This is a genomic window from Mariniflexile maritimum, assembly GCF_009746565.1.
GTDB classification, from domain to species: Bacteria; Bacteroidota; Bacteroidia; order Flavobacteriales; family Flavobacteriaceae; genus Mariniflexile; species Mariniflexile maritimum.
Map to the genome: position 1 here is coordinate 83,662 of NZ_WRPN01000004.1, position 20,574 is coordinate 104,235.

Here is a 20,574-nt window from a genome sequence, read left to right on the forward strand (position 1 = left end):
AAGATATATGTACTTTTAACCGTTGAAATTTACTCGAAAGATGCATTTCATCCGTCATTTTTGCTTTTTATGGAAAAAATAAGTATGTTTGGCGTGAATTTTAGCTCAAAATAGGTTGGTTTTATTGTTTTTCAATCGAGTAATAAGCCAATTAATTAAAATAACATTAAAAATAAAAACAAATAAAAATGAAAAAATTGATTACCATTTTATTTATCGGTTTCGTAAGTCTAGCCGTAAATGCCCAAAACAAAGTTGCCAAAATCGAGTTTAAATCGGATACTATTGATTATGGTACCATTGAAAAAGGCTCCAATGGCGTGCGCGTGTTTGAATTTACAAATACTGGTGATGCTCCGTTAATTATTTCGCAAGTAACCTCTAGTTGTGGTTGTACAATCCCCAAAAAGCCGGAAGGCCCCATTTTACCGGGAAAAACGGGACAAATTGAGGTTAAGTACGACACCAATCGCGTAAACCCAATTAGAAAAACGGTTACGGTTATCTCTAATGCCGATACGCCCACCGTGGCCTTAAAAATTAAAGGTGAAGTTATTGATTCTAAAGCAGAAAATGTGCTGGAAAAGAAAGATAAAAGCATCGTACAACAAAAGTAAACTACCTGTAATTTAATATACAAGCCCTAAACAAACGTTTAGGGTTTTGTGTTTAAGGGCGATTTTAAGTGAAAATTAAAAGACAGTTCCTTGCCGTTTCTATCAACGGTAAGCCTAATGCGCTTGCCATCATCATCATAAAACATGTGGGTTATTTGTTGTAAGGTGAATGCATGGGCAGGTTTTCCATTTATGGCAAGTACCACATCATTTAACATCAATCCAGCCTTGTAAGCAGGCGAGTCGGTTCTAAGTTCAACAATAGCATACGCTGGTTTCAAGGACAGTTTGTATTTAGGTGCCAGAATGATTTTAATGCTGTTGGTGGCATCGCCATTTTTGGTTTCCTCAATTCTGTTGGAGGTTTTGTTGTCCATTTCCTTAACATATCGTACGCCATCATAAGCCAATTCAATGCCGCTTTTATTATAACTAAAGGGCTCTTTAAATAAACCATTTTTTTTAAGAATGACCGTGGCATTTTGGTAATCGAAAATCAAATTGAAGCGTTTTAGAATGTTTCCTGCTACCGTACCGTTTCTGCTCTTTATTTTTTTTGCCGATGAAATGGACGCATTGTCGGGATAGGCGACATTGGCATTTTTAAGCATAAAACTTTTAAGATGGAGCGCGTCAATAGTGGTGCGTTTACCATACACACTGCCGCTAAGGCCATAACCAAGAAAATCGTTAAAATAGTTTGGTTTTGATTTTATGCCCAGCGAATCGTTTTCAAATAGCCATAGCGCATCGCTTCCACCGGAATCTATTAATAATTTAACGGGAATTGTGTTTCCGTTTTCGCTAATTTCAGCATTCAGGTAGGGCTTGTTGTTGTGAAATTCCAAATTTAAAACCTCACAATTTTTGCATGGTCTGGGTTTGAATTGTTCGGGGTTGGTAAGCGTCATGTACTTTCTTGCATAGTTTATTTCTATAATCAAATCCTTAAATAAATCGAAACCAATAACACCATGTACAGGCACGCCCAGTCGGGGCGTTAGGTTCAAATCGGCATCAAATAACTCGTGTAAATCTTGATTCAGTTTAATGGCATCGCCAATTTTAACCATATTGTTTTTCGATTTTAATGCTTTTACAGCTTCGCCTTCGCCCAATCCTCTTAAAAACAGGGTTTCGGTTTCTCTAATATTCAAGGTATCCGACACATTCAAAAAACTAAAAATTATGGGTTTACTAACGCCAGTATCCAATAAAAAAGACAAGGTAATACCGTTAATTTCAACAGGAATGATGATGAGGTTATTAATAAGCTTGAATTTAACCTTGGTGGTTTGCCGTTTGTTTTGAACATGGAAAGCAGCCTGTGCCAGACATAAATTTCCAGAAACCAGAATAAAGAGACAATAGCATATAAATCTTTTCATAAAGAATAACAACACGTTAGGTTTATTGAAATTACAAATCTTTGGTACACCATGTTTATTTTTAAACTGTTTTTTAAAAAAACTTTAAGATAATTTTCTCAACTTTGCGCCTCATAATAAAAAAAAATGCCAACAATATCCAGAAAAGGTCTTTTAATGCCAGAGTCGCCCATTCGTAAATTAGTGCCTTACGCAGAAAAGGCTGCGAAAAAGGGGAAATTTATATACTATCTAAACATAGGGCAACCCGATATTAAAACCCCCGAAGTTGCCTTAAAGGCAGTAAAAGACAATGATGTTGAAATTCTTTCTTATTCCAGATCGGAAGGCTCTGATGCTTATCGAAAAAAACTGGCGGCCTATTATCATAAATTTGATATTGAAGTGTCGCATAAGGATATTGTGGTAACCACCGGTGCCAGTGAAGGCTTGCTTTTTTTGTTTAGCAGCATTATGGATCCGGGCGATGAGGTTATTATTTCCGAACCTTTTTATGCCAATTATATTGCCTTTTCAACGTCGTCGGGTGTAAATGTGGTGCCTGCCGTTTGTTCTATTGACGACAATTTTGCATTGCCTTCCATTGAAACCTTTGAAAAATTGATCACACCAAAAACAAAGGCCATCTTAATTTGCAACCCTGGAAACCCAACAGGTTATTTATATTCTAAAGAAGAGATTGAAAAACTGGCCGCATTAGCCATTAAACACGATTTGTTTTTGGTTGCCGATGAAGTGTACCGTGAATTTGTTTATGATGGAAACCAACACTATTCCATTATGCAGGTAGCTGGTTTGGAAGAACATGCTGTGGTAATTGATTCGGTATCAAAGCGTTACAGCATGTGCGGTGCGCGCGTAGGGTGTCTGGTTTCAAAAAACAAGCTCGTTTTAAAAACGGTTTTAAAATTTGCCCAAGCACGTTTAAGTCCGCCAACCTACGCACAAATAGCCAGTGAGGCCGCCTTGGATACGCCCCAAAGTTATTTTGATGATGTGATTGCTGAATATGTGGAACGCCGCGATACTTTAATTACGGAATTACAAAAAATTGAAGGCGTGCGTGTAGCAAAACCCAAAGGCGCTTTTTATTGCATTGTGGAGTTGCCCATAAAAAACTCCGATGATTTTGCACAGTGGTTGTTGGAACATTTCGATATTAATGGCGAAACCGTAATGGTAGCTCCTGCGGGCGGATTTTACTCCACACCGGGTTTGGGTTTAAACCAAGTACGCATCGCTTACGTGCTTAATAAAGAAAGTCTAATAAAAGCGGTACATATAATAAAAGAAGCCTTAAAGGTTTATAAGGATTAGTTTTTTAAGCCTAAATAATTGTAGATTTTAGTCGTTTTTAAGAATATAATTATAGCCTGTCGTTGCGTTGCCTGTCCGGATGCCGTATATTTCAAAAGCAGTTTTTTTTTTGGAAAACTTCCTAAATAAACTCCCTAAACCTGTATGCATAAACATTGTTTTGAGCAAACTATGAAAATCGCTACAAGTTGATAATTTTTGGTATGATTAAAAAAGTTTGTATTTTTAATGCATGAGAATGATTGATAAAAATATTGATAAGATTAGAACCTTATGTAACAAACATAAAGTGGCTAGATTATTTGTATTTGGTTCAATTTTGACTGATAATTTTAAAAAGTCAAGTGACATTGACTTAATTGTTGATTTCACTGGAGTAGAACTTTATGATTATGCAGACAATTATTTTGATTTAAAAGCATCTTTGGAAAAATTATTTAAAAGACCAATAGACTTGCTTGAAGATAAAGCTATTAAAAATCCATATTTAAGAAAATCCATCGACTCATCTAAACAAATGATTTATGGATAATGATGTTAAAACCTTTCTTTATGACATCCTACAATCAATAAATGAGATTGACAGTTACTATGGTAAAAAACCAAGGATTTTTAAGGAGTACATTTCTGACACTAAGACAAAAAGAGCCATTGAGCGTAATTTGGAAATAATTGGTGAAGCAGCTAATCGAATACTTAAAAAGGACAAAGATTTTAAACTTGATAACGTTGACAAAATTATAGGTACACGTAACAGGATAATTCACGGATATGATAAAATATCAGATGATTTGATTTGGAGTATTGTGATAAATCATTTACCCAGATTGAAAGATGAAGTAACCAGACTGCTTGATGAATAAAGGGTAGCGCGCAACACGCGGAGTCATAAAACAGTTTGAGAAACGCTAATTAATTCTAAAAAAATTATATAAATTAAAAGATAGTAAACCAATATTTTGGAGAAACCTTGAATTACGAATTTCTTGAGGCGATGGAATTAACAAACAACAACTTTTCAGGCTCTTAAAAATTCAGGATTAGACTTTTAAGGCGATTTTTTTTATGTTGAAAAAGTAAAGCTATCAAAAGAATCTAAACTGAACGAAATAAACATTATGAAATAAAAACCTTGTATAACAATGTGATAAAATTAATTGCTTAATTCGAGCCTACTTAACCAATTCCTTCCAAAATTTCTATGCAGTTTTTATTTTTTCCTTATTTCAGCACACAATTATACTTACACATAAGCGTTTTGTGTTTTATCTCAAAACACATTGCAAAAACACCATAACTTGTGAAAATAAAACAAAACATATCATTAAAACCATACAATACCTTTGGTCTCGATGCGCTAGCCAGCCATTTTGTTGAAGTTTCAACTATGGAAGATTTACGGCAGGTGTTAACATTAAAAAATTACCCAAACAAGCTTGTTTTAGGGGGCGGTAGCAATATGTTGCTTACGCAGAATTTTAACGGACTTGTAATTCATGTCAACTTAAAAGGGATTGAAATAGTTTCGGAAAATGATGATTTTGTATTCGTAAAAGCAGCGGCGGGCGAAGTTTGGCATGAGTTTGTTATGTATTGTATCCATAACGATTTTGGAGGTGTTGAAAACCTATCGTTAATCCCTGGAAATGTGGGTACGGCTCCCATACAGAATATTGGTGCTTATGGGGTAGAACTGAAAGATGTTTTTTATGCGTGTGAAGCCATTTCAATTGAAAACCAAACCATTGAAACCTTCAAAAAAACCGATTGCCATTTTGATTATAGAAACTCTATTTTCAAAAATGAAGCCAAGGGAAAATACATCATCACCAGTGTTACGTTTCAGCTTACCAAGCGCAACCATCAACTACACATCCATTATGGCACCATCGCTTCAGAATTGGAAGCTATGCAAATTAAAATTCCAACCATCCAAGATATTTCAAAAGCGGTCATTGCCATTCGCGAGAGCAAATTGCCAAATCCAAAGGAAATTGGCAATAGCGGCAGTTTTTTTAAAAACCCAATGGTGCAAAAATCGCACTACCAAAACCTCCTTCAAAATTTTCCGGATATGCCAAATTATCCAATTTCAAACGAGTATGTTAAAATTCCCGCAGGTTGGCTTATAGAAAAAGCGGGTTTTAAAGGCAAGCGATTTGATGATTATGGGGTTCATAAAAACCAAGCATTGGTTCTGGTAAATTATGGAAATGCAAAAGGTTCGGATATTTTGAAACTTTCAGAGCTCATTCAAAAAACCATCGAACGCCTCTTTGGCATTTCAATAGAAGCTGAAGTAAATATCCTTTAATATCAAAGAAATTTCTAACTTTGGTATTTTTCAACCGTTCATTTTTCAACTTTTAAAAACTAACCATCTTGATTTCACCCATTGAAAAGGAAATAGTTACCTTATTGGAACGTGGCGATAAAAAGGCCATTACCTTGCTGTACGACAACTATGCCGATGCATTGTATGGGGTTATAAAAAAAATTATTGCGGATGATGATACCGCCCAAGATGTGCTTCAGGAAAGTTTTATCAAAATATGGCGCTACTCAAAAAAATACGATCCCGATAAGGCAAAATTGTTTACGTGGCTTTACAGAATTGCCTATAATACGGCGATAGACAAGGTTAGGTCGCAAAAAAATAAGGATGGTAATGAAGTCCAGATAGAAACTTCAAACGTATATAAAATATCTGCGGACGAGTTAAATCAAGATGTTATGGACATGCAAAAACACTTGGGTAGTTTGGACGAGAAATATCAAATTATTATTAATGCACTCTTTTTTGAGGGCATGACCCAACAGGAAGCCAGTGAAGAACTCGATATTCCGTTGGGCACCATAAAATCGAGATTGAAAATTGGATTACGTGAATTGAAAAAAATCTATAATCCTTAATTAAAAACGTGATGAATGCGAAAACAACTACTTTTTTAAATTCGGGCCTCCTAGAAAAATATCTATTGGGCAACACTACTACTGCCGAAACCGAGTTGGTAGAGTCTTATGTTTCAAAATATCCCGAAGTTCAAAATGCCTATACAACCTTACAATACAACCTCGAAATTGTTTCAAAAAGAAATGCGGTTGAAGCTCCCAGAAGCGTATTAAGTTCTATTTTGGATACTTTGGATGATAAGCCCGTTGTAACATTGAACGTGACAAAAAAATATAAGGCATGGTATAAATTTAGCGTTGCAGCAAGTGTTATCGCCTTTATGTTTGCAGGAACTTCCTATATATTCTACCATCAAAACCAACGTTTGAACGAGGAAAACCAAGTGGTAGTTGACGAGATTTTTGATTTGCGCAGCGATATTGCAGCAAACAACAAAAAGTTGGATAATATCATGCAACAATTTAAGGAACTTAACGACCCAAATACCTATAAATACATCATGCAGGGCAATAACCGAGCGAAAAACCTTAAAACCGTGGCATACATCAACCCTAAAGAAAAAACATCGATGATTGATGTGGTATCCTTGCCAAAATTACCCGAAAACCAATGCTACCAAATTTGGGCTGAATTGCAAGGTAAAATGGTAAGTTTGGGCATTTTAACCGAAGCCGACAGGCAACTTAAAATATTACCCTATACCGAAAATGCCCTTGCCCTTAACATTACCATAGAGCCTAAAGGCGGCAATACCGTGGCATCATTAAATAATATGGTAGCCGAAATAGATTTAAAATAATTGAACACAAATAAAAATCCCTCAAGAAAAAGCCTCATTTTTTGAATATCAAATGAGGCTTTTTTATGCTATACTTTTAACGTTGTACTTTTAACGTCGTACTTTTAACGTCGTACTTTTAACTTCGTACGTCTAACTTTGTACTTTGTACTTTCCGTTTATTCCTTTACAAACAGTGCCTTATGTATTAAGCCCGCAACAATGGCCCCGGCAATGGGCGCTAACCAAAACAGCCACAGTTGGTTGGTATAATCGGCACCCGCAAATAATGCCTGACTTGTAGATCGTGCAGGGTTAACCGAGGTGTTGGAAATGGGAATACTAATTAAATGAATAAGCGTTAATGCCAAACCAATGGCAATACCGGCAAAACCAGCAGGTGCCTTGGGGTATGTGCTGCCTAAAATAATTAACAGGAAAAACATGGTTAGCGTAAATTCGGTTATTAATACCGAAACCATGCTATAGCCTCCAGGCGATAATTGGTCGTAGCCATTGGCGGCAAACCCACCAATATCAACAAAGTCCGATTTTCCGGAAACAATTAAATACAATACCCCAGCTGCGGCAATAGCCCCAACTAACTGGGCAATAATGTACCCAAGCACATTTTTTGCATCAAATTTTCCGCCAATCCATAACCCAATGGTAACAGCAGGGTTAAAGTGTGCGCCAGAAATATGGCCAACAGCGTAAGCCATGGTTAATACGGTTAAGCCGAATGCCAACGCTACTCCAACAAAACCAATTCCTAAGTCTGGAAAACCGGCGGCAAAAATAGCGCTTCCGCAGCCACCAAAAACAAGCCAAAATGTGCCAAAAAACTCGGCAAACAATTTTTTCATAAATTTAGTATTTTAAAGGTTAGTAAGCTAAATATACTTATTATTAGTGGATTAGACACAAAAAAAACGATTTTGTCACATTCGCCATATCATTCCCATATAAATTATTGGCAAATACGTTATCTTTGCAAAAACAATTTAAAAGGCACATCCATTACCTAAATATAATCTTTTAAAAAAATGGATTATATGGATGTTGCGTGTGTCCGTGCAATAATATATAATATAAGTACATGAAACTTCTTTTAATTACCATTGCATTATTAGGGTTAGGAATTGCAGGAATTGCCATTAAACTTTGGGCCAAAAAGGATGGTAAATTTTCGGGCACTTGCGCCAGCCAAAACCCCATGCTAAACAAAAATGGCGAAAGTTGTGGTTTTTGCGGAAAAACCCCCGACCAATTCAAGGATTGTAACGAACCTCAACACTCTTAAAATTTTATGGGTTTACTTGATTTTGTTTGCTACGGCTTCATAGCCCTAGTTGTTATTCAAGTTGTTTATTATTTAGGTTTCTTCGGAAAATTTGCTTTTTTAAAGTCCACAACCCATTCCCCAAAGGCCGTAAGTATTTCGGTTATTATTTGTGCCAAAAATGAAGAAGAAAACCTAAAGAAATTTTTGCCCTCGGTTTTATCACAAGACTATCCCCTTTTTGAGGTTGTTTTAATTAACGATGCTTCTTCCGATGATACCCTTGAGGTTATGGAAGCCTTTGCGGCCGAACACAATAACATAAAAATTGTTGATGTAAAAAATATTGAAGCCTTTTGGGGCAATAAAAAATATGCCTTAACACTTGGTATTAAAGCTTCAAAATATGAGCACTTATTGTTTACAGATGCCGATTGCGAACCTGTTTCAAAATACTGGATACAAGAAATGGCCGCTTGTTTTAATACCGAGCAAACCCTTGTTTTAGGGTATGGTGCCTATTCAAAAATTAAAAAATCGTTTTTAAATAAGCTCATTCGTTTTGAAACCTTGGTTACCGCCGTGCATTATTTTTCGTTCGCTAAAGCAGGGTTGCCCTATATGGGTGTTGGCCGAAATTTGGCCTATGCCAAAAACGAGTTTTTTAAAGCCAACGGATTTATCAATCATATAAAAGTACGTTCGGGCGATGACGACCTGTTTGTTAACCAAGTAGCCACAAAAAGCAATACGGCCATCTGTTTTTCAAAAAACAGTTTCACCATGTCGGTACCCAAAACCACCTTCAAACATTGGATGAAACAAAAAAGGAGGCACATTTCAACGGCAAAATATTATAAGTTGAGCCACAAAGTGTTGTTAACGGTGTTGTATATCAGTAATTTGCTTTTCTGGGTTTGTGCCGTGGTTTTATTGGCAACAACCTTTCAATGGCAACTTATTTTGGGCTTGTTTCTGTTGCGCATGATTTTACACTATGTCGTTTTTGGAATATCGGCAAAGAAATTGGGGGAAAATGACCTTATTTGGTTGCTTCCGTTTTTTGAAATCTTTTTAATTACGGTACAATTAACTATCTTTATAAATAATCTTGTATCAAAACCAAATCATTGGAAATAAGCGAAGCCATTAAACGAGCCAAGAAAAACGACCAAAAAGCGTTTAATTTCTTGTTGGATACCTATTGGGATGATGTGTATGGTTTTCAATTAAAGCGCATCCAAAACGAAAATGATGCTGAAGATGTTACCATTCAAACCTTTTCTAGGGCTTTTGATAGAATTGAAACATTTGATGAAACCTACAAGTTTAAAACCTGGTTAATCACCATTTCAAAAAACATTTATATCGATTTATTGCGGAAAGAGAAAAACTCCATTTCACAGGTTACTTCCAATGATGATAAATCGGTATATCAAATTTTAGATGAATCGCCTTCCCCGGAAGATGAGCTAATTACCGAACAGCATTTGGCTAAGTTGCTTCGCGACATAAAAAAATTAAAGCCCCATTACCAAGAAATTATCAATCTGCGGTATTTTCAAGAATTGAGCTACAAGGAAATCTCCATACAGCTCCAGGAACCTATCAATAATGTAAAAGTAAAGTTGTTGCGTGCCAAAAAATTGTTGGCCGAAATTATTCAAGGTTAGTGGAAAGTTCCTTTTTTACGCGATTCCTTCAATAGGTGTTCGTTTCAAAGGAACATACCATTCCATAAAATAGTTCTGCAATGTTGGTGGGCATGGATTCTTTTTAAATGAATCGGGCATCCGGCTTCTCGTTACTTTATAGAAAGATTTTAAAAGAATACTTTGTATCTTTGTTGCTTTATTTTTAAGACATGGATTCTGAAACCGTTTCAAATATTTTACCCGACGAACGTATTGTAAAACCAAAGTGGCTGCGTGTAAAACTTCCAACAGGAAAAAAATACACCGAACTTCGTGGCTTGGTTGATAAATATAGTTTGAATACCATTTGCACCTCGGGCAGTTGCCCCAACATGGGCGAGTGCTGGGGCGAAGGAACTGCTACCTTTATGATTTTAGGAAACATTTGCACGCGTTCTTGCGGGTTTTGCGGTGTGAAAACGGGCAGACCGGATAGTGTAGATTGGGATGAACCAGAAAAAGTAGCACGTTCCATAAAGCTAATGCATATCAAACATGCAGTTTTAACCAGTGTTGATAGAGATGATTTAAAGGATATGGGAAGCATTATGTGGGCCGAAACCGTTAAAGCTGTGAGAAGAATGAACCCCGAAACAACGTTGGAAACCCTTATTCCCGATTTTCAAGGGGTTGAGCAGCATTTGGATCGCATTATTGCAGTAGCCCCAGAAGTGGTATCGCACAACATAGAAACCGTAAGAAGGTTAACGCGCGAAGTACGAATACAGGCGCAATACGACCGTAGCTTGGGGGTTTTAAAGTATTTGAAACAACAGGGGCAACGGCGCACAAAATCGGGCATCATGCTTGGTTTGGGCGAAACCCGCGAAGAGGTCATTCAAACGCTTCACGATTTAAAAGCCCACGATGTGGATGTGGTTACTATTGGGCAATACCTTCAGCCAAGTAAAAAACATTTGCCCGTTAAGCATTTTGTGAATCCGGATCAATTTAAAGAATATGAGGAAATTGGTTTGGATTTAGGATTTCGCCATGTAGAAAGTAGTGCTTTGGTGCGCTCTTCCTATAAAGCTCAAAAACATATTCATTAGGTTATGGTCAATATTGCCATTAATGGCTTTGGCAGGATAGGCAGGCGCGTTTTTAGGCTGCTTCAAGATTATCAGGATGTTCAAATAGTGGCCATCAACGATTTGGCCGATGCCAAAACGCTAAGCCATTTGCTTAAATATGATAGCGTACACGGTCTTTTCAACGGCACTGTTACGCATGATGAAAACCATATCATAGTTAATGGCAGAAAAATTGCATTATTGAATTGCAACCATCCAAGTGCGATTGATTGGAACCCTTTCCATGTCGATTTCGTTATTGAAGCTACTGGCAAGTTTAAGTCTAAAGCAGATTTACACCACCACCTTGCCAACGGTGCAAAATGTGTTATTTTAAGCGTGCCCCCTTTGGACGATGATATTAAAACCATTGTTATGGGCGTTAATGATGCCAGTATTAACGGCAGGGAGACCATTATTTCCAACGCGTCGTGCACCACCAATAATGCAGCACCCATGATTGAAATCATTAACACGCTATGTGGCATCAATCAGGCATACATTACAACGGTTCATTCTTATACAACCGACCAAAGTTTGCACGACCAGCCCCATCGCGATTTACGCCGTTCGCGAGCTGCGGCACAATCTATCGTGCCCACCACAACGGGAGCGGCAAAGGCATTGACCAAAATTTTCCCCGAACTTTCAAACGTTATTGGCGGGTGCGGAATTCGCGTGCCCGTTATCAATGGTTCGTTAACCGATATAACCTTCAATGTTAAACAAACGGTTTCCATTGAAGCCATCAATCAAGCCTTTAAGGATGCTTCCAAAAATAGATATAAGGGTATTTTGGAATATACCGAAGACCCCATAGTTTCCATAGATATTGTAGGGAACACCCATTCCTGTATTTTTGATGCTGGCATGACTTCTGTTATAGGAAATATGGTTAAAATTATTGGTTGGTACGATAATGAAACCGGCTATTCAAAAAGAATTATTGACTTAATACGCAATTTATCGGAAAAAAAGTGTTGTTTATCGATAAAATAATTATATTTGTCCGTGATATTTAATAAAATGTTTAAAGTTAAAAGCTGTATATACATTCTTGTTATGCTTTTCAGCATTACGGTTTCGTCTCAAAAAACCATTGAGGAAGATCCTGAATTGCTTCAAAACAGCATCAATTATCGCATTTCGCAGGCGCAAACCGAGTTGGAAAGCTTCAACTATTATAAGGCCCAACAGAATTTGGACGAAGCATTAAATTTGGCCGAACAATCCGATAACAAAAAAAGCATTGCCATAATTTATACCATCAAAGGGAAACTTCAGCACATTATTGAAGATGAAGATAAGGCCATAAAATCGCTTACAAAAGCTATTGAAATTCAAAGACTTATAAATGATAGTGAAAACTTGGGCAAATCGTATAAAATTTTTGGGGATGTGTATAGTGCCAAAAAGGAATACAACTTAGCTCTTGATTCTTACACAGCCTCTAAATCGTTGTTTGAGCAAGAAAGTTTAAATGCAGAGTTGGCTGAGGTGCTGTTGTGTGAAGGAAAAACATTTATTAAATTAAAAAACTATACCAAAGCGCGCGATGTTATCGAACAGGCCTTGGCGCTGGCACGAAAAGAGGGCTTTGTTCGAACAGAAAGTGAGGCGTTGATTTCGCACGGTATCGTTTATAGCAAGTTGAACAATATCGATAAAGCCTTGGCCGCTGCCAATGAGGGCGTGAAATTGGCAAAATTGAACAAACTTTTCATTATTCTATCAGAAGGCTATCTGGTGCTAAGTGATATTTACAATATTACAACCGACTATAAATCGTCAAGAGATTATTTGGAAAAACACCTGTTTCTATCCGATTCCTTAAGAGGTTTAAAACGAGCCAATTCATCGAAAGAACAAGAAGTACAATATTTGTTGAACGAGGCCAACCAAAAGAACAGCGAAATTGTTCAAAAGCTAGAAAAAGCCGAAGACGACAATAACCTGAGCACCTTAATTTCCATTTTAAGCGTTGCCTTAATTACCATTCTTTCGTTGCTTACCCTTTCGCTCTATAAAAACAACAACATCAGGTTAAAAACCAATAACATGCTCCACAAAAAAAATGCAGAGCTTATTATTGCCAAGGAAAAAGCGGAACTGGCATCAAAAACCAAGGCCAATTTCCTCTCAACCGTAACGCACGAGCTTCGAACACCGCTGTACGCTGTTACCGGTTTGAGCAATATGCTATTGGAAGAAAACCCCAAACCCGAACAGATCCAGCATTTAAAATCCTTGAAATTTTCGGGCGATTATTTGCTTACGTTCATCAACGATATTCTTCAAATCAATAAAATTGAAGCCAATAAAGTAGATATCGAACCAGAACCGTTCAATTTAAAGAAAAAAATAAACAACATTATTCTGGCATTAAACAATTCGGCCAATGATAATAACATCAAAATCCATTTTGAATTTGATAAAAACCTTCCAGAGAACTTTATTGCCGACCAGTTAAAAATCTCGCAAATCCTTATCAATTTAATAGGCAATTCCATTAAGTTCACCAAAGACGGCGATATATGGATACGCGTTTATAAAATTGAAGAAACGGGCAAAATATACACCGTGCGCTTTGAAGTTGAAGATAACGGTATAGGCATTAGCCAAGAAAAACAGGACAATATGTTTGAAAGTTTTTCGCAAGGTTCTATCCAGATAAACAGAAAATATGGGGGTACCGGATTGGGGCTTTCCATTGTTAAAGGACTGATAGACATTTTAAAAGGAAAAATTTACGTTAAAAGTGAACTGGAAAAAGGCACCACGTTTTATTTTGAAATTCCTATGGAATACACCTCGGTTGAAGAAGCCAAGGAAGTTAAAACCAACTATTTTGATGGCAATACCGAAGAACTAAATATTGAAAACGTGAAGATTTTGGTGGTTGAAGACAATAAAATAAACCAAATGATTACCAAAAAAATCTTAACCAAAATGCAGCTTAAATGCGATATTATTGATAATGGGGAAGATGCCGTTGATATGATTCGCAACAACAAATATGATATTGTTTTAATGGACATCCACATGCCCGGGATAAGCGGTATTGAAGCCACAAAAATTGTAAGGTCGTTTGATAAGGAGCAAGTTATTTTTGCGCTTACCGCCGTGACCATTGAGGATAAAATGCAAGAGTTTGAGGAAGCCGGTTTTACCGACATCATCCCGAAACCATTTAAACAGGAAGAGTTCGAGAAAAAACTCTACCAAGCCCTTGCCTCTAAAAAGGGCGCTCCGGTTTAAGCCTTTATAAAATTGTGTACCAGCTTCTTGAAGGCGTCGGCATCATCAATGCTAATATGAATGGGCAAGTAATACAATTTTTTCTTTAAAGCATCGTAGTGCCTTAGGCGCATAAAATCCTTTTCCGTGGTTACTATGAGTTCCTTTTTTTCTAAGGTTGCAATATCTTGCGGCGAAAACTCATGGTGGTCCTTAAAGTTTAAATGCTCGAATTTTAAATGTTTTTTATTCAGAAAGTCCACCAGCGGATGGGCGTTGGCAATACCGGTTACCAATGTAAAATTTGAAATTTCATCCATGCCCTTTTTGTTTTCAGATGCGATTACCTCGTTGGCATAATTAATGGCACTAAAAAAAACCTGCTGATTCGTTTCGGGCGAAATTTTCTTCAAAAACCTCTTTTTGTCTTCGGTGTTTATATGCTCGGGGCATTTTGTAACCACAATAATATCTGCCCGTTTTGCGCCGCTTTTAGGCTCGCGTAGGTTGCCCGTTGGCAATACATAATCTGAAAAAAACGGATTTTGGTAGGTAGTAAGCAAAATTGTTAATCCTGCGTTTACTTTTCGGTGCTGAAACGCGTCGTCCAACAAAATAACTTCCGGAGGGTTTTTAAGCGACCTTAACAATTTTATGCCGTGTACTCTATCGGCATCAACGGCAATTTGAACGCTATCTTTAAACTTATTGTAAAATTGGAAGGGTTCATCGCCCAAAGTTTCGGCGGTCGAGGTAGCATCGGCCAACTGGAAACCTTTGCTTTTCCGTTTGTAACCCCTGCTTAAAGTGGCTACTCTATAATCGGTTTTCAGTACATCGATTAAATATTCGATCATGGGCGTTTTTCCGGTGCCTCCAACACTTAAATTGCCCACACAAATCACCGGAAAATCATAAGACATCGATTTTTTTAATCCCAAATCATACAGCATATTTCGTAACCGCGATACCGCATAATAAACGGGCACAAACGGGAAGGAGATGGTTCTTATAAATTTCATGTGTTTATACAAATTAGTTTTGCCGCCAATTAGCTAATGCCTTATTGATGCATTGCGGCAATTTTTTTTAGTTACAGATGTTTCATCATAGCGAAAATAATATTTTATCTTTGATACAAACAAATAAAAGCATGATAGTTCAAGATGTTATAAACCATTTAGAAGAACTGGCACCTTTAGCTTATGCCGAGGATTTTGATAATGTGGGGCTTTTGGTTGGCAATAAACAGAGCGAAATCACAGGTGTTCTGGTCGCTTTGGACACTTTGGAAACAGTGGTGGATGAAGCCATACAGGAAAACTGTAACCTTATTGTGAGTTTCCACCCCATTATTTTTAAAGGATTGAAAAAATTAACGGGCGCCACCTACGTTGAACGCGCGGTAATGAAAGCCATTAAGCACGACATCGCCATTTACAGCATGCATACGGCCCTAGATAACGCCTTTAAAGGTGTTAACGATATGATTTGCAGTAGATTACAATTAAAAAACAGGCGCATTTTAATTCCGCAGACCGAAACTATAAAAAAGCTAACTACTTACGTGCCAAAAGCGGAAGCAGAACACCTAAGGAACGCTTTGTTTAATTCGGGTGGTGGCAACATTGGCAACTACTCTAACTGCAGTTTTAATGTAGAAGGGTACGGAACTTATAAGGGAAATGAACATTCAAACCCCAGCATAGGACAAAAAGAACAGATGCACACTGAAGCGGAAACCAAAATCAGCATCACGTTTCCAAAGCATTTAGAGCAAGAAATACTTAGGGCGCTTTTTCAAAACCATTCCTATGAAGAAGTGGCGTATGAAGTAACAACATTAGAAAATAAAAACCAACATATTGGTATGGGTATGGTGGGCGAATTGGAAGAAGCTTTGGATGAACAGGATTTTTTAGCGTTCATAAAACAAAAAATGGAAGCAAAATGCATCAAACATTCGTCGTTTTTAAACAAAAAAATAAAAAAAATCGCCGTTCTGGGCGGTTCTGGTAGTTTTGCCATTGAAGCGGCCAAACGTGCTGGAGCTGAAGCTTTTATAACGGCCGATTTGAAATACCACGATTTTTTTATGGACGAAAATAAGCTCCTTTTGGTTGATGTGGGGCATTATGAAAGTGAGCAGTTCACAAAAAATGGTTTAGTAGCGCATCTTACAAAAAAAATTACTAATTTTGCAATCATTTTATCAAAGACAAACACCAATCCTGTTAAGTATTTTTAAAGTATGGCTAAAAGTAAAGAATTAACTGTTGAAGAGCGTTTAAGAGCGTTATACGATTTACAACTAATAGACTCGCGAATAGACGAAATAAAGAATGTTCGCGGAGAGCTTCCTTTAGAAGTTCGTGATTTAGAAGACGAAGTTGCTGGATTAAACATAAGATTAGAAAAATTGGTTTCAAGTTTAGAGGTTATTGATAACGATATCCACGCTAAAAAGAATCAAATTGAAGAGTCTAAATCTTTAATGAAAAAATATGCCGAACAACAAAAAAATGTTAGGAATAACAGGGAGTTTAATTCGCTAACCAAGGAAGTTGAATTTCAAGAACTGGAAATTGAATTGGCCGAAAAGCATATAAAAGAGCACAAAGCACAAATTGAACAGAAAAAAGAGGTTATTGCCGAAACCAAGGAGCGCTTAAAAGAGCGTGAAAACCATTTAAAGCATAAAAAAGGAGAGTTGGACGCTATTTTGGCAGAAACCGAAAAAGAGGAAAATGCCTTAATAGAAAAATCAAAGGAATATAAGCAACAAATAGAAGAGCGCTTGGTTGCGGCCTATGTAAGAATTCGTAAAAACGTAAAAAACGGGTTAGCGGTTGTGCCAATTGAAAGAGGCGCTTCAGGCGGGTCGTTCTTTACCATTCCACCTCAAATTCAAGTTGAAATTGCCGCCCGAAAAAAAGTTATTACCGATGAGCACAGCGGACGTATTTTAGTGGACGCCCAACTAGCCGAAGAAGAAAAGGAAAAAATGGAAAAGTTGTTTGCTAAATTAAGCTAACCCCATTTTCTTAATATAAAATTAGGGCCTTCAGTAATGAGGGCTTTTTTTATGAAAAAAAGCCAATAAAATTTTAAGGATTTTAATTTTTAGGTAATGGGGTTTAATTATTTAAAATCAACTTTTTTAATTCAAACTAATAAATGTTGACTTTAAAAAATAATTGTACACAACGGGTTGAAAGGCATAAAAAAGAGGGCAGATCGCTCTCTTTTTTATGCTTAAAATTTCTATTTTAAAACTTCACAACAACACCTCCGTATGGTTTCATTTTTATTGTTAAATTGGAAACTGGTTTTATTGTTTTTTGATTAAATCCATTTTCATCTTCACTAATTAAAAAACCATTTTCTTTTGAAACAAAAGAAACATCTATTATAAATTCTTTTGCTTTGTTTTCACCATTTATTCCAACTACAAACCAAGTGTTATCTTTTTTTCTGGCAATAATTACATCTTTTCCTGGAAACCCTGTAATAAACTTAGAGTCGTCCCAATTGGTTGGAATATCTTTTAAATAGTCAATTACAAATTGAGGTTGTTTTGCCATTCCTTCTGGCGTTTCGGCAATATGCTGTATTCCCGATAAAAATAAAACGGGTAAAGCCAATTCAAAAGTAGGCGTTGTTTTTCTGTTAATATTAGGAATGGAATCTAAAACCATGGGCGTAAAGTCCATAGGGTCAAAAGCATTTCGAGTAAAAGGTAACATAGCACAATGGCTGGGTTGTAAGTCGGCATTTTCTTGAAAAAAGGTAATAAACTCTTCGCCTTTAATAGCTTCAGTGGTTAATAAATTTGGGTAAGTGCGTTGCCAGCCTCTTGGTAAAGTAGCACCATGAAAATTAACCATAAGTTTGTGTTTAGCAGCATCTTTTAAAATACCGTGATAATAGGCAATCATAGATTGTCCGTCACCGCCAAAAAAATCAACTTTAATGCCAGCAATTCCCATTTGGTTTAATTTAGTAAATTCCTTTACGCGGTCTTCATGGGTGAGTAATTTGCTTTTAGGATGGTATGGAGTTGTATTCCAAGAACCTGATGAGTTATACCAAACCAATACTTTTACATTTTTTGAAGCTCCATAATCTGCCAATTCCTTCATTTTTTCAAAACCAATTCTTGTATCCCAATCGGCATCAATTAAGCAATAGTTCCACTTCATTTTGGCAGCGTAGTCTATAAATTTTATGGAAGTATCATAGTTTGTAAATTCATCCTTCAATAAAACCCAACTCCATGAACTTAATCCACTTTCAATAAATGAAGTGTCTATGTCAATGGCTTTATCTGCCACATCAGTGCCTAAGGTGCTTTCTGTTATGGTTTTTAAATTTCCTATTGTTACAATACGCCATGGCGTGTACCAAGGCAATACAGATTCAGGATTTAATGCACCATCTGGAAAAATTTCTTCCTTTTGCGGAAATGCAATTTGCATGGCTTTTTGAGTTTCATTATAAACTAACCTGGAACCGCAATAATTTTCATGAAGACAAGATTCCGTGATTAAAAACCAAGTGTTATTTGAATTAAATAAAGCTGGATATACCCAACCCTCTCCAATAGGAGATTTAGAGTTTATAGGTATATGCATTTGATAATGCTCTTCATAAGAAGGATTTGTACTTTCCCATCCTGTTTTTGCTTTAGACATGGGTTGTAACCAGGCTTTGGTATTTTGTTTAAAATTATATGTTGTTTTTTCTTCAACTATTTTTTTTATGTCTGTTGAAGTATCAGGAAAATAATATCTAAATGCAATACCATCATCAGATAATTGAAAAATTATATCCATTAAATTTCCTGTATCATTTTGTAAATGCACTGTATATTGATTTGCAGAATAAGTAATATTTTTTCTTTTTCCTTGTAACATCGTGTAATTTTCAGAGATTTTTTTTGATTCTGAAGCACTGATTATTTTTAGGTTATCATAAAAATTGGCATCTTCTCTAATAATTCCTAATCTTGATGAATCTAGCACTATTTCATCATTATACAGAACTTTGTAAAATGGAGTTTTATTAACATCAAAATCAAAAACCATTTTTATCGATTTGTCTTGATTTTCAAATATTAAATCTTCTTTTTTGATACCACATGAAATAAGTAGAACTACGGAAATAAGTATTGAAATTTTAGTTTTCATTTATAAGTGTTTTTATTACACTTGTAAAGATAGAAGATTTTTTAAATAAATTATCATTAGTGTCCACTAAAAGTTAAACTAAGTTCTTTGAAATTTTTGTAAATCGGTACTTTAAGTCTGATTTTAAAGCATGACGATTTGAATTGGTTACTTATAGATAATAAAAAAAACGTCTCAAATTTTAGGAAAATGCTTTTTTTTATGAAAAAAACCAATAAAATTTTAAGGATTTTAATTTTTATTCGTCTATTACAAAATAAATGTGAAAAGCATCACATTTTTACCTTATATGAAATAAAAAACATCCGTTTCCTATGAAAAAAATAATAGTAGCGTGCCTTATCACCATAGCATTTAGCTGTGAGAATAAAGCACAGACCCCGAAGGCACAAGAGGCCATTTTAAATGCAAAACCTGTTGAGGTTCCTACAAAAAACGGAAAGGCAAAGGCATATTTTGCCAGTGGTTGCTTTTGGTGCGTTGAAGCTATTTATGAAAGCGTTAAAGGTGTTGATGAAGTAATTAGCGGCTATTCTGGCGGCCATACGCAAAATCCAACCTATGAAGCCAGTAATACTGGTAAAACAGGACATGCAGAAGCTGTTGAGGTTATTTACAACCCCAATATTGTGAGTTTTGAAACTTTGGTCGATGTGTATTTTGGCTCGCAAAATCCAACCCAAGTGAATGGACAAGGCAATGATAGGGGGTCACAATACCGTTCGATTATTTTTTACCAAAATGATGAACAGAAACAAATCATTTTAAAAAAGAAGGATGCTTTAGCTAAAAAATTAAATGCTACTATCGCTGCCGAAGTTTATCCGTTTCAAAAATTTTGGAGGGCTGAAGATTACCATCAAAACTACGAACGTCTTCACCCAAACAACAGTTATATTCAAAATGTTTCAATACCAAGATTAAACAGGTTTAAGGCAAAATTCCCCGATTTGTTAAAGGAAAATAAGTGATATAAGCTATAGGGCGAGTGCCTTATAGTGATGATGGGTTGGTTTTCCGTGTAAGTGCCGCCATAAATTCAAAAGAGTTTCTACCCTCAAGTCGAAGCTTTTCTTTGCATCAAA

Annotated in this window: 20 protein-coding genes; 16 read left to right on the top strand and 4 right to left on the bottom strand. The window is 36.3% G+C overall.

Going from position 1 to position 20,574, the window contains the following annotated elements:
* Window positions 1-188 precede the first annotated feature (188 nt).
* Window positions 189-617, top strand: coding sequence for a DUF1573 domain-containing protein (locus tag GQO80_RS07490; RefSeq protein ID WP_157207728.1), 429 nt, complete (start codon window positions 189-191; stop codon window positions 615-617).
* A gap of 38 nt (window positions 618-655) precedes the next feature.
* Here the strand turns inward: GQO80_RS07490 and GQO80_RS07495 are convergent, their stop codons facing one another.
* The gene (locus GQO80_RS07495) at window positions 656-2,005 is read right to left on the bottom strand and encodes a PDZ domain-containing protein (RefSeq protein ID WP_157207729.1); all 1,350 of its coding nucleotides are present in this window, start codon (window positions 2,003-2,005) and stop codon (window positions 656-658) included.
* A gap of 126 nt (window positions 2,006-2,131) precedes the next feature.
* Between GQO80_RS07495 and GQO80_RS07500 the strand changes: the two genes are divergently transcribed.
* From GQO80_RS07500 to GQO80_RS07525, 6 genes are all read left to right on the top strand, one after another.
* A complete protein-coding gene (locus GQO80_RS07500; protein WP_157207730.1) occupies window positions 2,132-3,322 on the top strand; it encodes a pyridoxal phosphate-dependent aminotransferase in 1,191 nt (396 codons plus the stop codon).
* A 238-nt stretch (window positions 3,323-3,560) separates the two neighbouring features.
* Complete coding sequence (locus GQO80_RS07505; protein ID WP_317163227.1) at window positions 3,561-3,854, top strand: nucleotidyltransferase family protein; 294 nt, start codon at window positions 3,561-3,563, stop codon at window positions 3,852-3,854.
* Window positions 3,847-4,185: a HepT-like ribonuclease domain-containing protein gene (locus GQO80_RS07510; protein ID WP_157207732.1), complete on the top strand. Its 339-nt coding sequence runs from the start codon at window positions 3,847-3,849 to the stop codon at window positions 4,183-4,185. The genes GQO80_RS07505 and GQO80_RS07510 overlap by 8 nt, the downstream gene beginning before the upstream one ends.
* A gap of 437 nt (window positions 4,186-4,622) precedes the next feature.
* On the top strand, window positions 4,623-5,636 hold the full coding sequence (gene murB, locus GQO80_RS07515; RefSeq protein WP_157207733.1) for a UDP-N-acetylmuramate dehydrogenase: 1,014 nt from the start codon (window positions 4,623-4,625) through the stop codon (window positions 5,634-5,636).
* 68 nt (window positions 5,637-5,704) lie between these two features.
* On the top strand, window positions 5,705-6,235 hold the full coding sequence (locus GQO80_RS07520) for an RNA polymerase sigma factor (protein ID WP_157207734.1): 531 nt from the start codon (window positions 5,705-5,707) through the stop codon (window positions 6,233-6,235).
* An 11-nt stretch (window positions 6,236-6,246) separates the two neighbouring features.
* On the top strand, window positions 6,247-7,035 hold the full coding sequence (locus tag GQO80_RS07525; RefSeq protein WP_157207735.1) for an anti-sigma factor: 789 nt from the start codon (window positions 6,247-6,249) through the stop codon (window positions 7,033-7,035).
* Between the two features lie 158 nt (window positions 7,036-7,193).
* Here the strand turns inward: GQO80_RS07525 and aqpZ are convergent, their stop codons facing one another.
* Window positions 7,194-7,880 (bottom strand): aquaporin Z, encoded by a 687-nt coding sequence (aqpZ, locus tag GQO80_RS07530; RefSeq protein WP_157207736.1) that lies wholly within the window; start codon window positions 7,878-7,880, stop codon window positions 7,194-7,196.
* A 233-nt stretch (window positions 7,881-8,113) separates the two neighbouring features.
* Here aqpZ and GQO80_RS07535 point away from each other — a divergent pair, with 233 nt between their 5' ends.
* The 6 genes from GQO80_RS07535 to GQO80_RS07560 all read left to right on the top strand — a co-directional run bounded on the left by GQO80_RS07535 (window position 8,114) and on the right by GQO80_RS07560 (window position 14,321).
* Window positions 8,114-8,317 carry a membrane or secreted protein gene (locus tag GQO80_RS07535; protein WP_157207737.1) on the top strand — a complete coding sequence of 68 codons (204 nt, stop codon included), beginning with the start codon at window positions 8,114-8,116 and terminating at the stop codon, window positions 8,315-8,317.
* 6 nt (window positions 8,318-8,323) lie between these two features.
* Window positions 8,324-9,436 carry a glycosyltransferase gene (locus GQO80_RS07540; protein WP_157207738.1) on the top strand — a complete coding sequence of 371 codons (1,113 nt, stop codon included), beginning with the start codon at window positions 8,324-8,326 and terminating at the stop codon, window positions 9,434-9,436.
* Window positions 9,427-9,969 carry an RNA polymerase sigma factor gene (locus GQO80_RS07545; RefSeq protein ID WP_157207739.1) on the top strand — a complete coding sequence of 181 codons (543 nt, stop codon included), beginning with the start codon at window positions 9,427-9,429 and terminating at the stop codon, window positions 9,967-9,969. Before GQO80_RS07540 ends, GQO80_RS07545 begins: the two co-directional genes overlap by 10 nt.
* 191 nt (window positions 9,970-10,160) lie before the next feature.
* On the top strand, window positions 10,161-11,042 hold the full coding sequence (lipA, locus tag GQO80_RS07550) for a lipoyl synthase (RefSeq protein ID WP_157207740.1): 882 nt from the start codon (window positions 10,161-10,163) through the stop codon (window positions 11,040-11,042).
* Window positions 11,043-11,045: 3 nt separating this feature from the next.
* The gene (gene gap / locus GQO80_RS07555; RefSeq protein ID WP_157207741.1) at window positions 11,046-12,062 is read left to right on the top strand and encodes a type I glyceraldehyde-3-phosphate dehydrogenase; all 1,017 of its coding nucleotides are present in this window, start codon (window positions 11,046-11,048) and stop codon (window positions 12,060-12,062) included.
* 63 nt (window positions 12,063-12,125) lie between these two features.
* The gene (locus GQO80_RS07560) at window positions 12,126-14,321 is read left to right on the top strand and encodes an ATP-binding protein (RefSeq protein ID WP_232333131.1); all 2,196 of its coding nucleotides are present in this window, start codon (window positions 12,126-12,128) and stop codon (window positions 14,319-14,321) included.
* Here GQO80_RS07560 and lpxK read toward each other — a convergent pair.
* Window positions 14,318-15,322, bottom strand: a complete 1,005-nt coding sequence (lpxK, locus tag GQO80_RS07565; protein ID WP_157207743.1) for a tetraacyldisaccharide 4'-kinase — start codon at window positions 15,320-15,322, stop codon at window positions 14,318-14,320. The genes GQO80_RS07560 and lpxK overlap by 4 nt on opposite strands.
* 131 nt (window positions 15,323-15,453) lie before the next feature.
* Here lpxK and GQO80_RS07570 point away from each other — a divergent pair, with 131 nt between their 5' ends.
* Together GQO80_RS07570 and GQO80_RS07575 are read left to right on the top strand one after the other, a co-directional pair.
* On the top strand, window positions 15,454-16,548 hold the full coding sequence (locus GQO80_RS07570) for a Nif3-like dinuclear metal center hexameric protein (RefSeq protein WP_157207744.1): 1,095 nt from the start codon (window positions 15,454-15,456) through the stop codon (window positions 16,546-16,548).
* 3 nt (window positions 16,549-16,551) lie between these two features.
* Window positions 16,552-17,334 (top strand): zinc ribbon domain-containing protein, encoded by a 783-nt coding sequence (locus GQO80_RS07575; RefSeq protein WP_157207745.1) that lies wholly within the window; start codon window positions 16,552-16,554, stop codon window positions 17,332-17,334.
* A 235-nt stretch (window positions 17,335-17,569) separates the two neighbouring features.
* Here the strand turns inward: GQO80_RS07575 and GQO80_RS07580 are convergent, their stop codons facing one another.
* A complete protein-coding gene (locus tag GQO80_RS07580) occupies window positions 17,570-19,489 on the bottom strand; it encodes a glycoside hydrolase family 97 protein (RefSeq protein WP_157207746.1) in 1,920 nt (639 codons plus the stop codon).
* Window positions 19,490-19,803: 314 nt separating this feature from the next.
* On the opposite strand from GQO80_RS07580, the gene msrA reads away from it, so the two are divergent.
* A complete protein-coding gene (gene msrA / locus GQO80_RS07585) occupies window positions 19,804-20,460 on the top strand; it encodes a peptide-methionine (S)-S-oxide reductase MsrA (RefSeq protein ID WP_157207747.1) in 657 nt (218 codons plus the stop codon).
* The last annotated feature ends 114 nt before the right edge of the window (window positions 20,461-20,574 follow it).

Excerpts from the sequence above, each read along its gene's own strand:
- GQO80_RS07510 (WP_157207732.1), top strand. The coding sequence starts at position 3,847 with ATGGATAATGATGTTAAAACCTTTCTTTATGACATCCTACAATCAATA.
- GQO80_RS07505 (WP_317163227.1), top strand. The coding sequence starts at position 3,561 with ATGATTGATAAAAATATTGATAAGATTAGAACCTTATGTAACAAACAT.
- lipA (WP_157207740.1), top strand. The coding sequence starts at position 10,161 with ATGGATTCTGAAACCGTTTCAAATATTTTACCCGACGAACGTATTGTA.
- lpxK (WP_157207743.1), bottom strand. The coding sequence starts at position 15,322 with ATGAAATTTATAAGAACCATCTCCTTCCCGTTTGTGCCCGTTTATTAT.
- GQO80_RS07580 (WP_157207746.1), bottom strand. The coding sequence starts at position 19,489 with ATGAAAACTAAAATTTCAATACTTATTTCCGTAGTTCTACTTATTTCA.
- msrA (WP_157207747.1), top strand. The coding sequence starts at position 19,804 with ATGAAAAAAATAATAGTAGCGTGCCTTATCACCATAGCATTTAGCTGT.
- GQO80_RS07495 (WP_157207729.1), bottom strand. The coding sequence starts at position 2,005 with ATGAAAAGATTTATATGCTATTGTCTCTTTATTCTGGTTTCTGGAAAT.
- aqpZ (WP_157207736.1), bottom strand. The coding sequence starts at position 7,880 with ATGAAAAAATTGTTTGCCGAGTTTTTTGGCACATTTTGGCTTGTTTTT.
- GQO80_RS07570 (WP_157207744.1), top strand. The coding sequence starts at position 15,454 with ATGATAGTTCAAGATGTTATAAACCATTTAGAAGAACTGGCACCTTTA.
- GQO80_RS07525 (WP_157207735.1), top strand. The coding sequence starts at position 6,247 with ATGAATGCGAAAACAACTACTTTTTTAAATTCGGGCCTCCTAGAAAAA.
- gap (WP_157207741.1), top strand. The coding sequence starts at position 11,046 with ATGGTCAATATTGCCATTAATGGCTTTGGCAGGATAGGCAGGCGCGTT.
- GQO80_RS07490 (WP_157207728.1), top strand. The coding sequence starts at position 189 with ATGAAAAAATTGATTACCATTTTATTTATCGGTTTCGTAAGTCTAGCC.
- GQO80_RS07500 (WP_157207730.1), top strand. The coding sequence starts at position 2,132 with ATGCCAACAATATCCAGAAAAGGTCTTTTAATGCCAGAGTCGCCCATT.
- GQO80_RS07560 (WP_232333131.1), top strand. The coding sequence starts at position 12,126 with ATGCTTTTCAGCATTACGGTTTCGTCTCAAAAAACCATTGAGGAAGAT.
- GQO80_RS07575 (WP_157207745.1), top strand. The coding sequence starts at position 16,552 with ATGGCTAAAAGTAAAGAATTAACTGTTGAAGAGCGTTTAAGAGCGTTA.
- GQO80_RS07535 (WP_157207737.1), top strand. The coding sequence starts at position 8,114 with ATGAAACTTCTTTTAATTACCATTGCATTATTAGGGTTAGGAATTGCA.
- GQO80_RS07540 (WP_157207738.1), top strand. The coding sequence starts at position 8,324 with ATGGGTTTACTTGATTTTGTTTGCTACGGCTTCATAGCCCTAGTTGTT.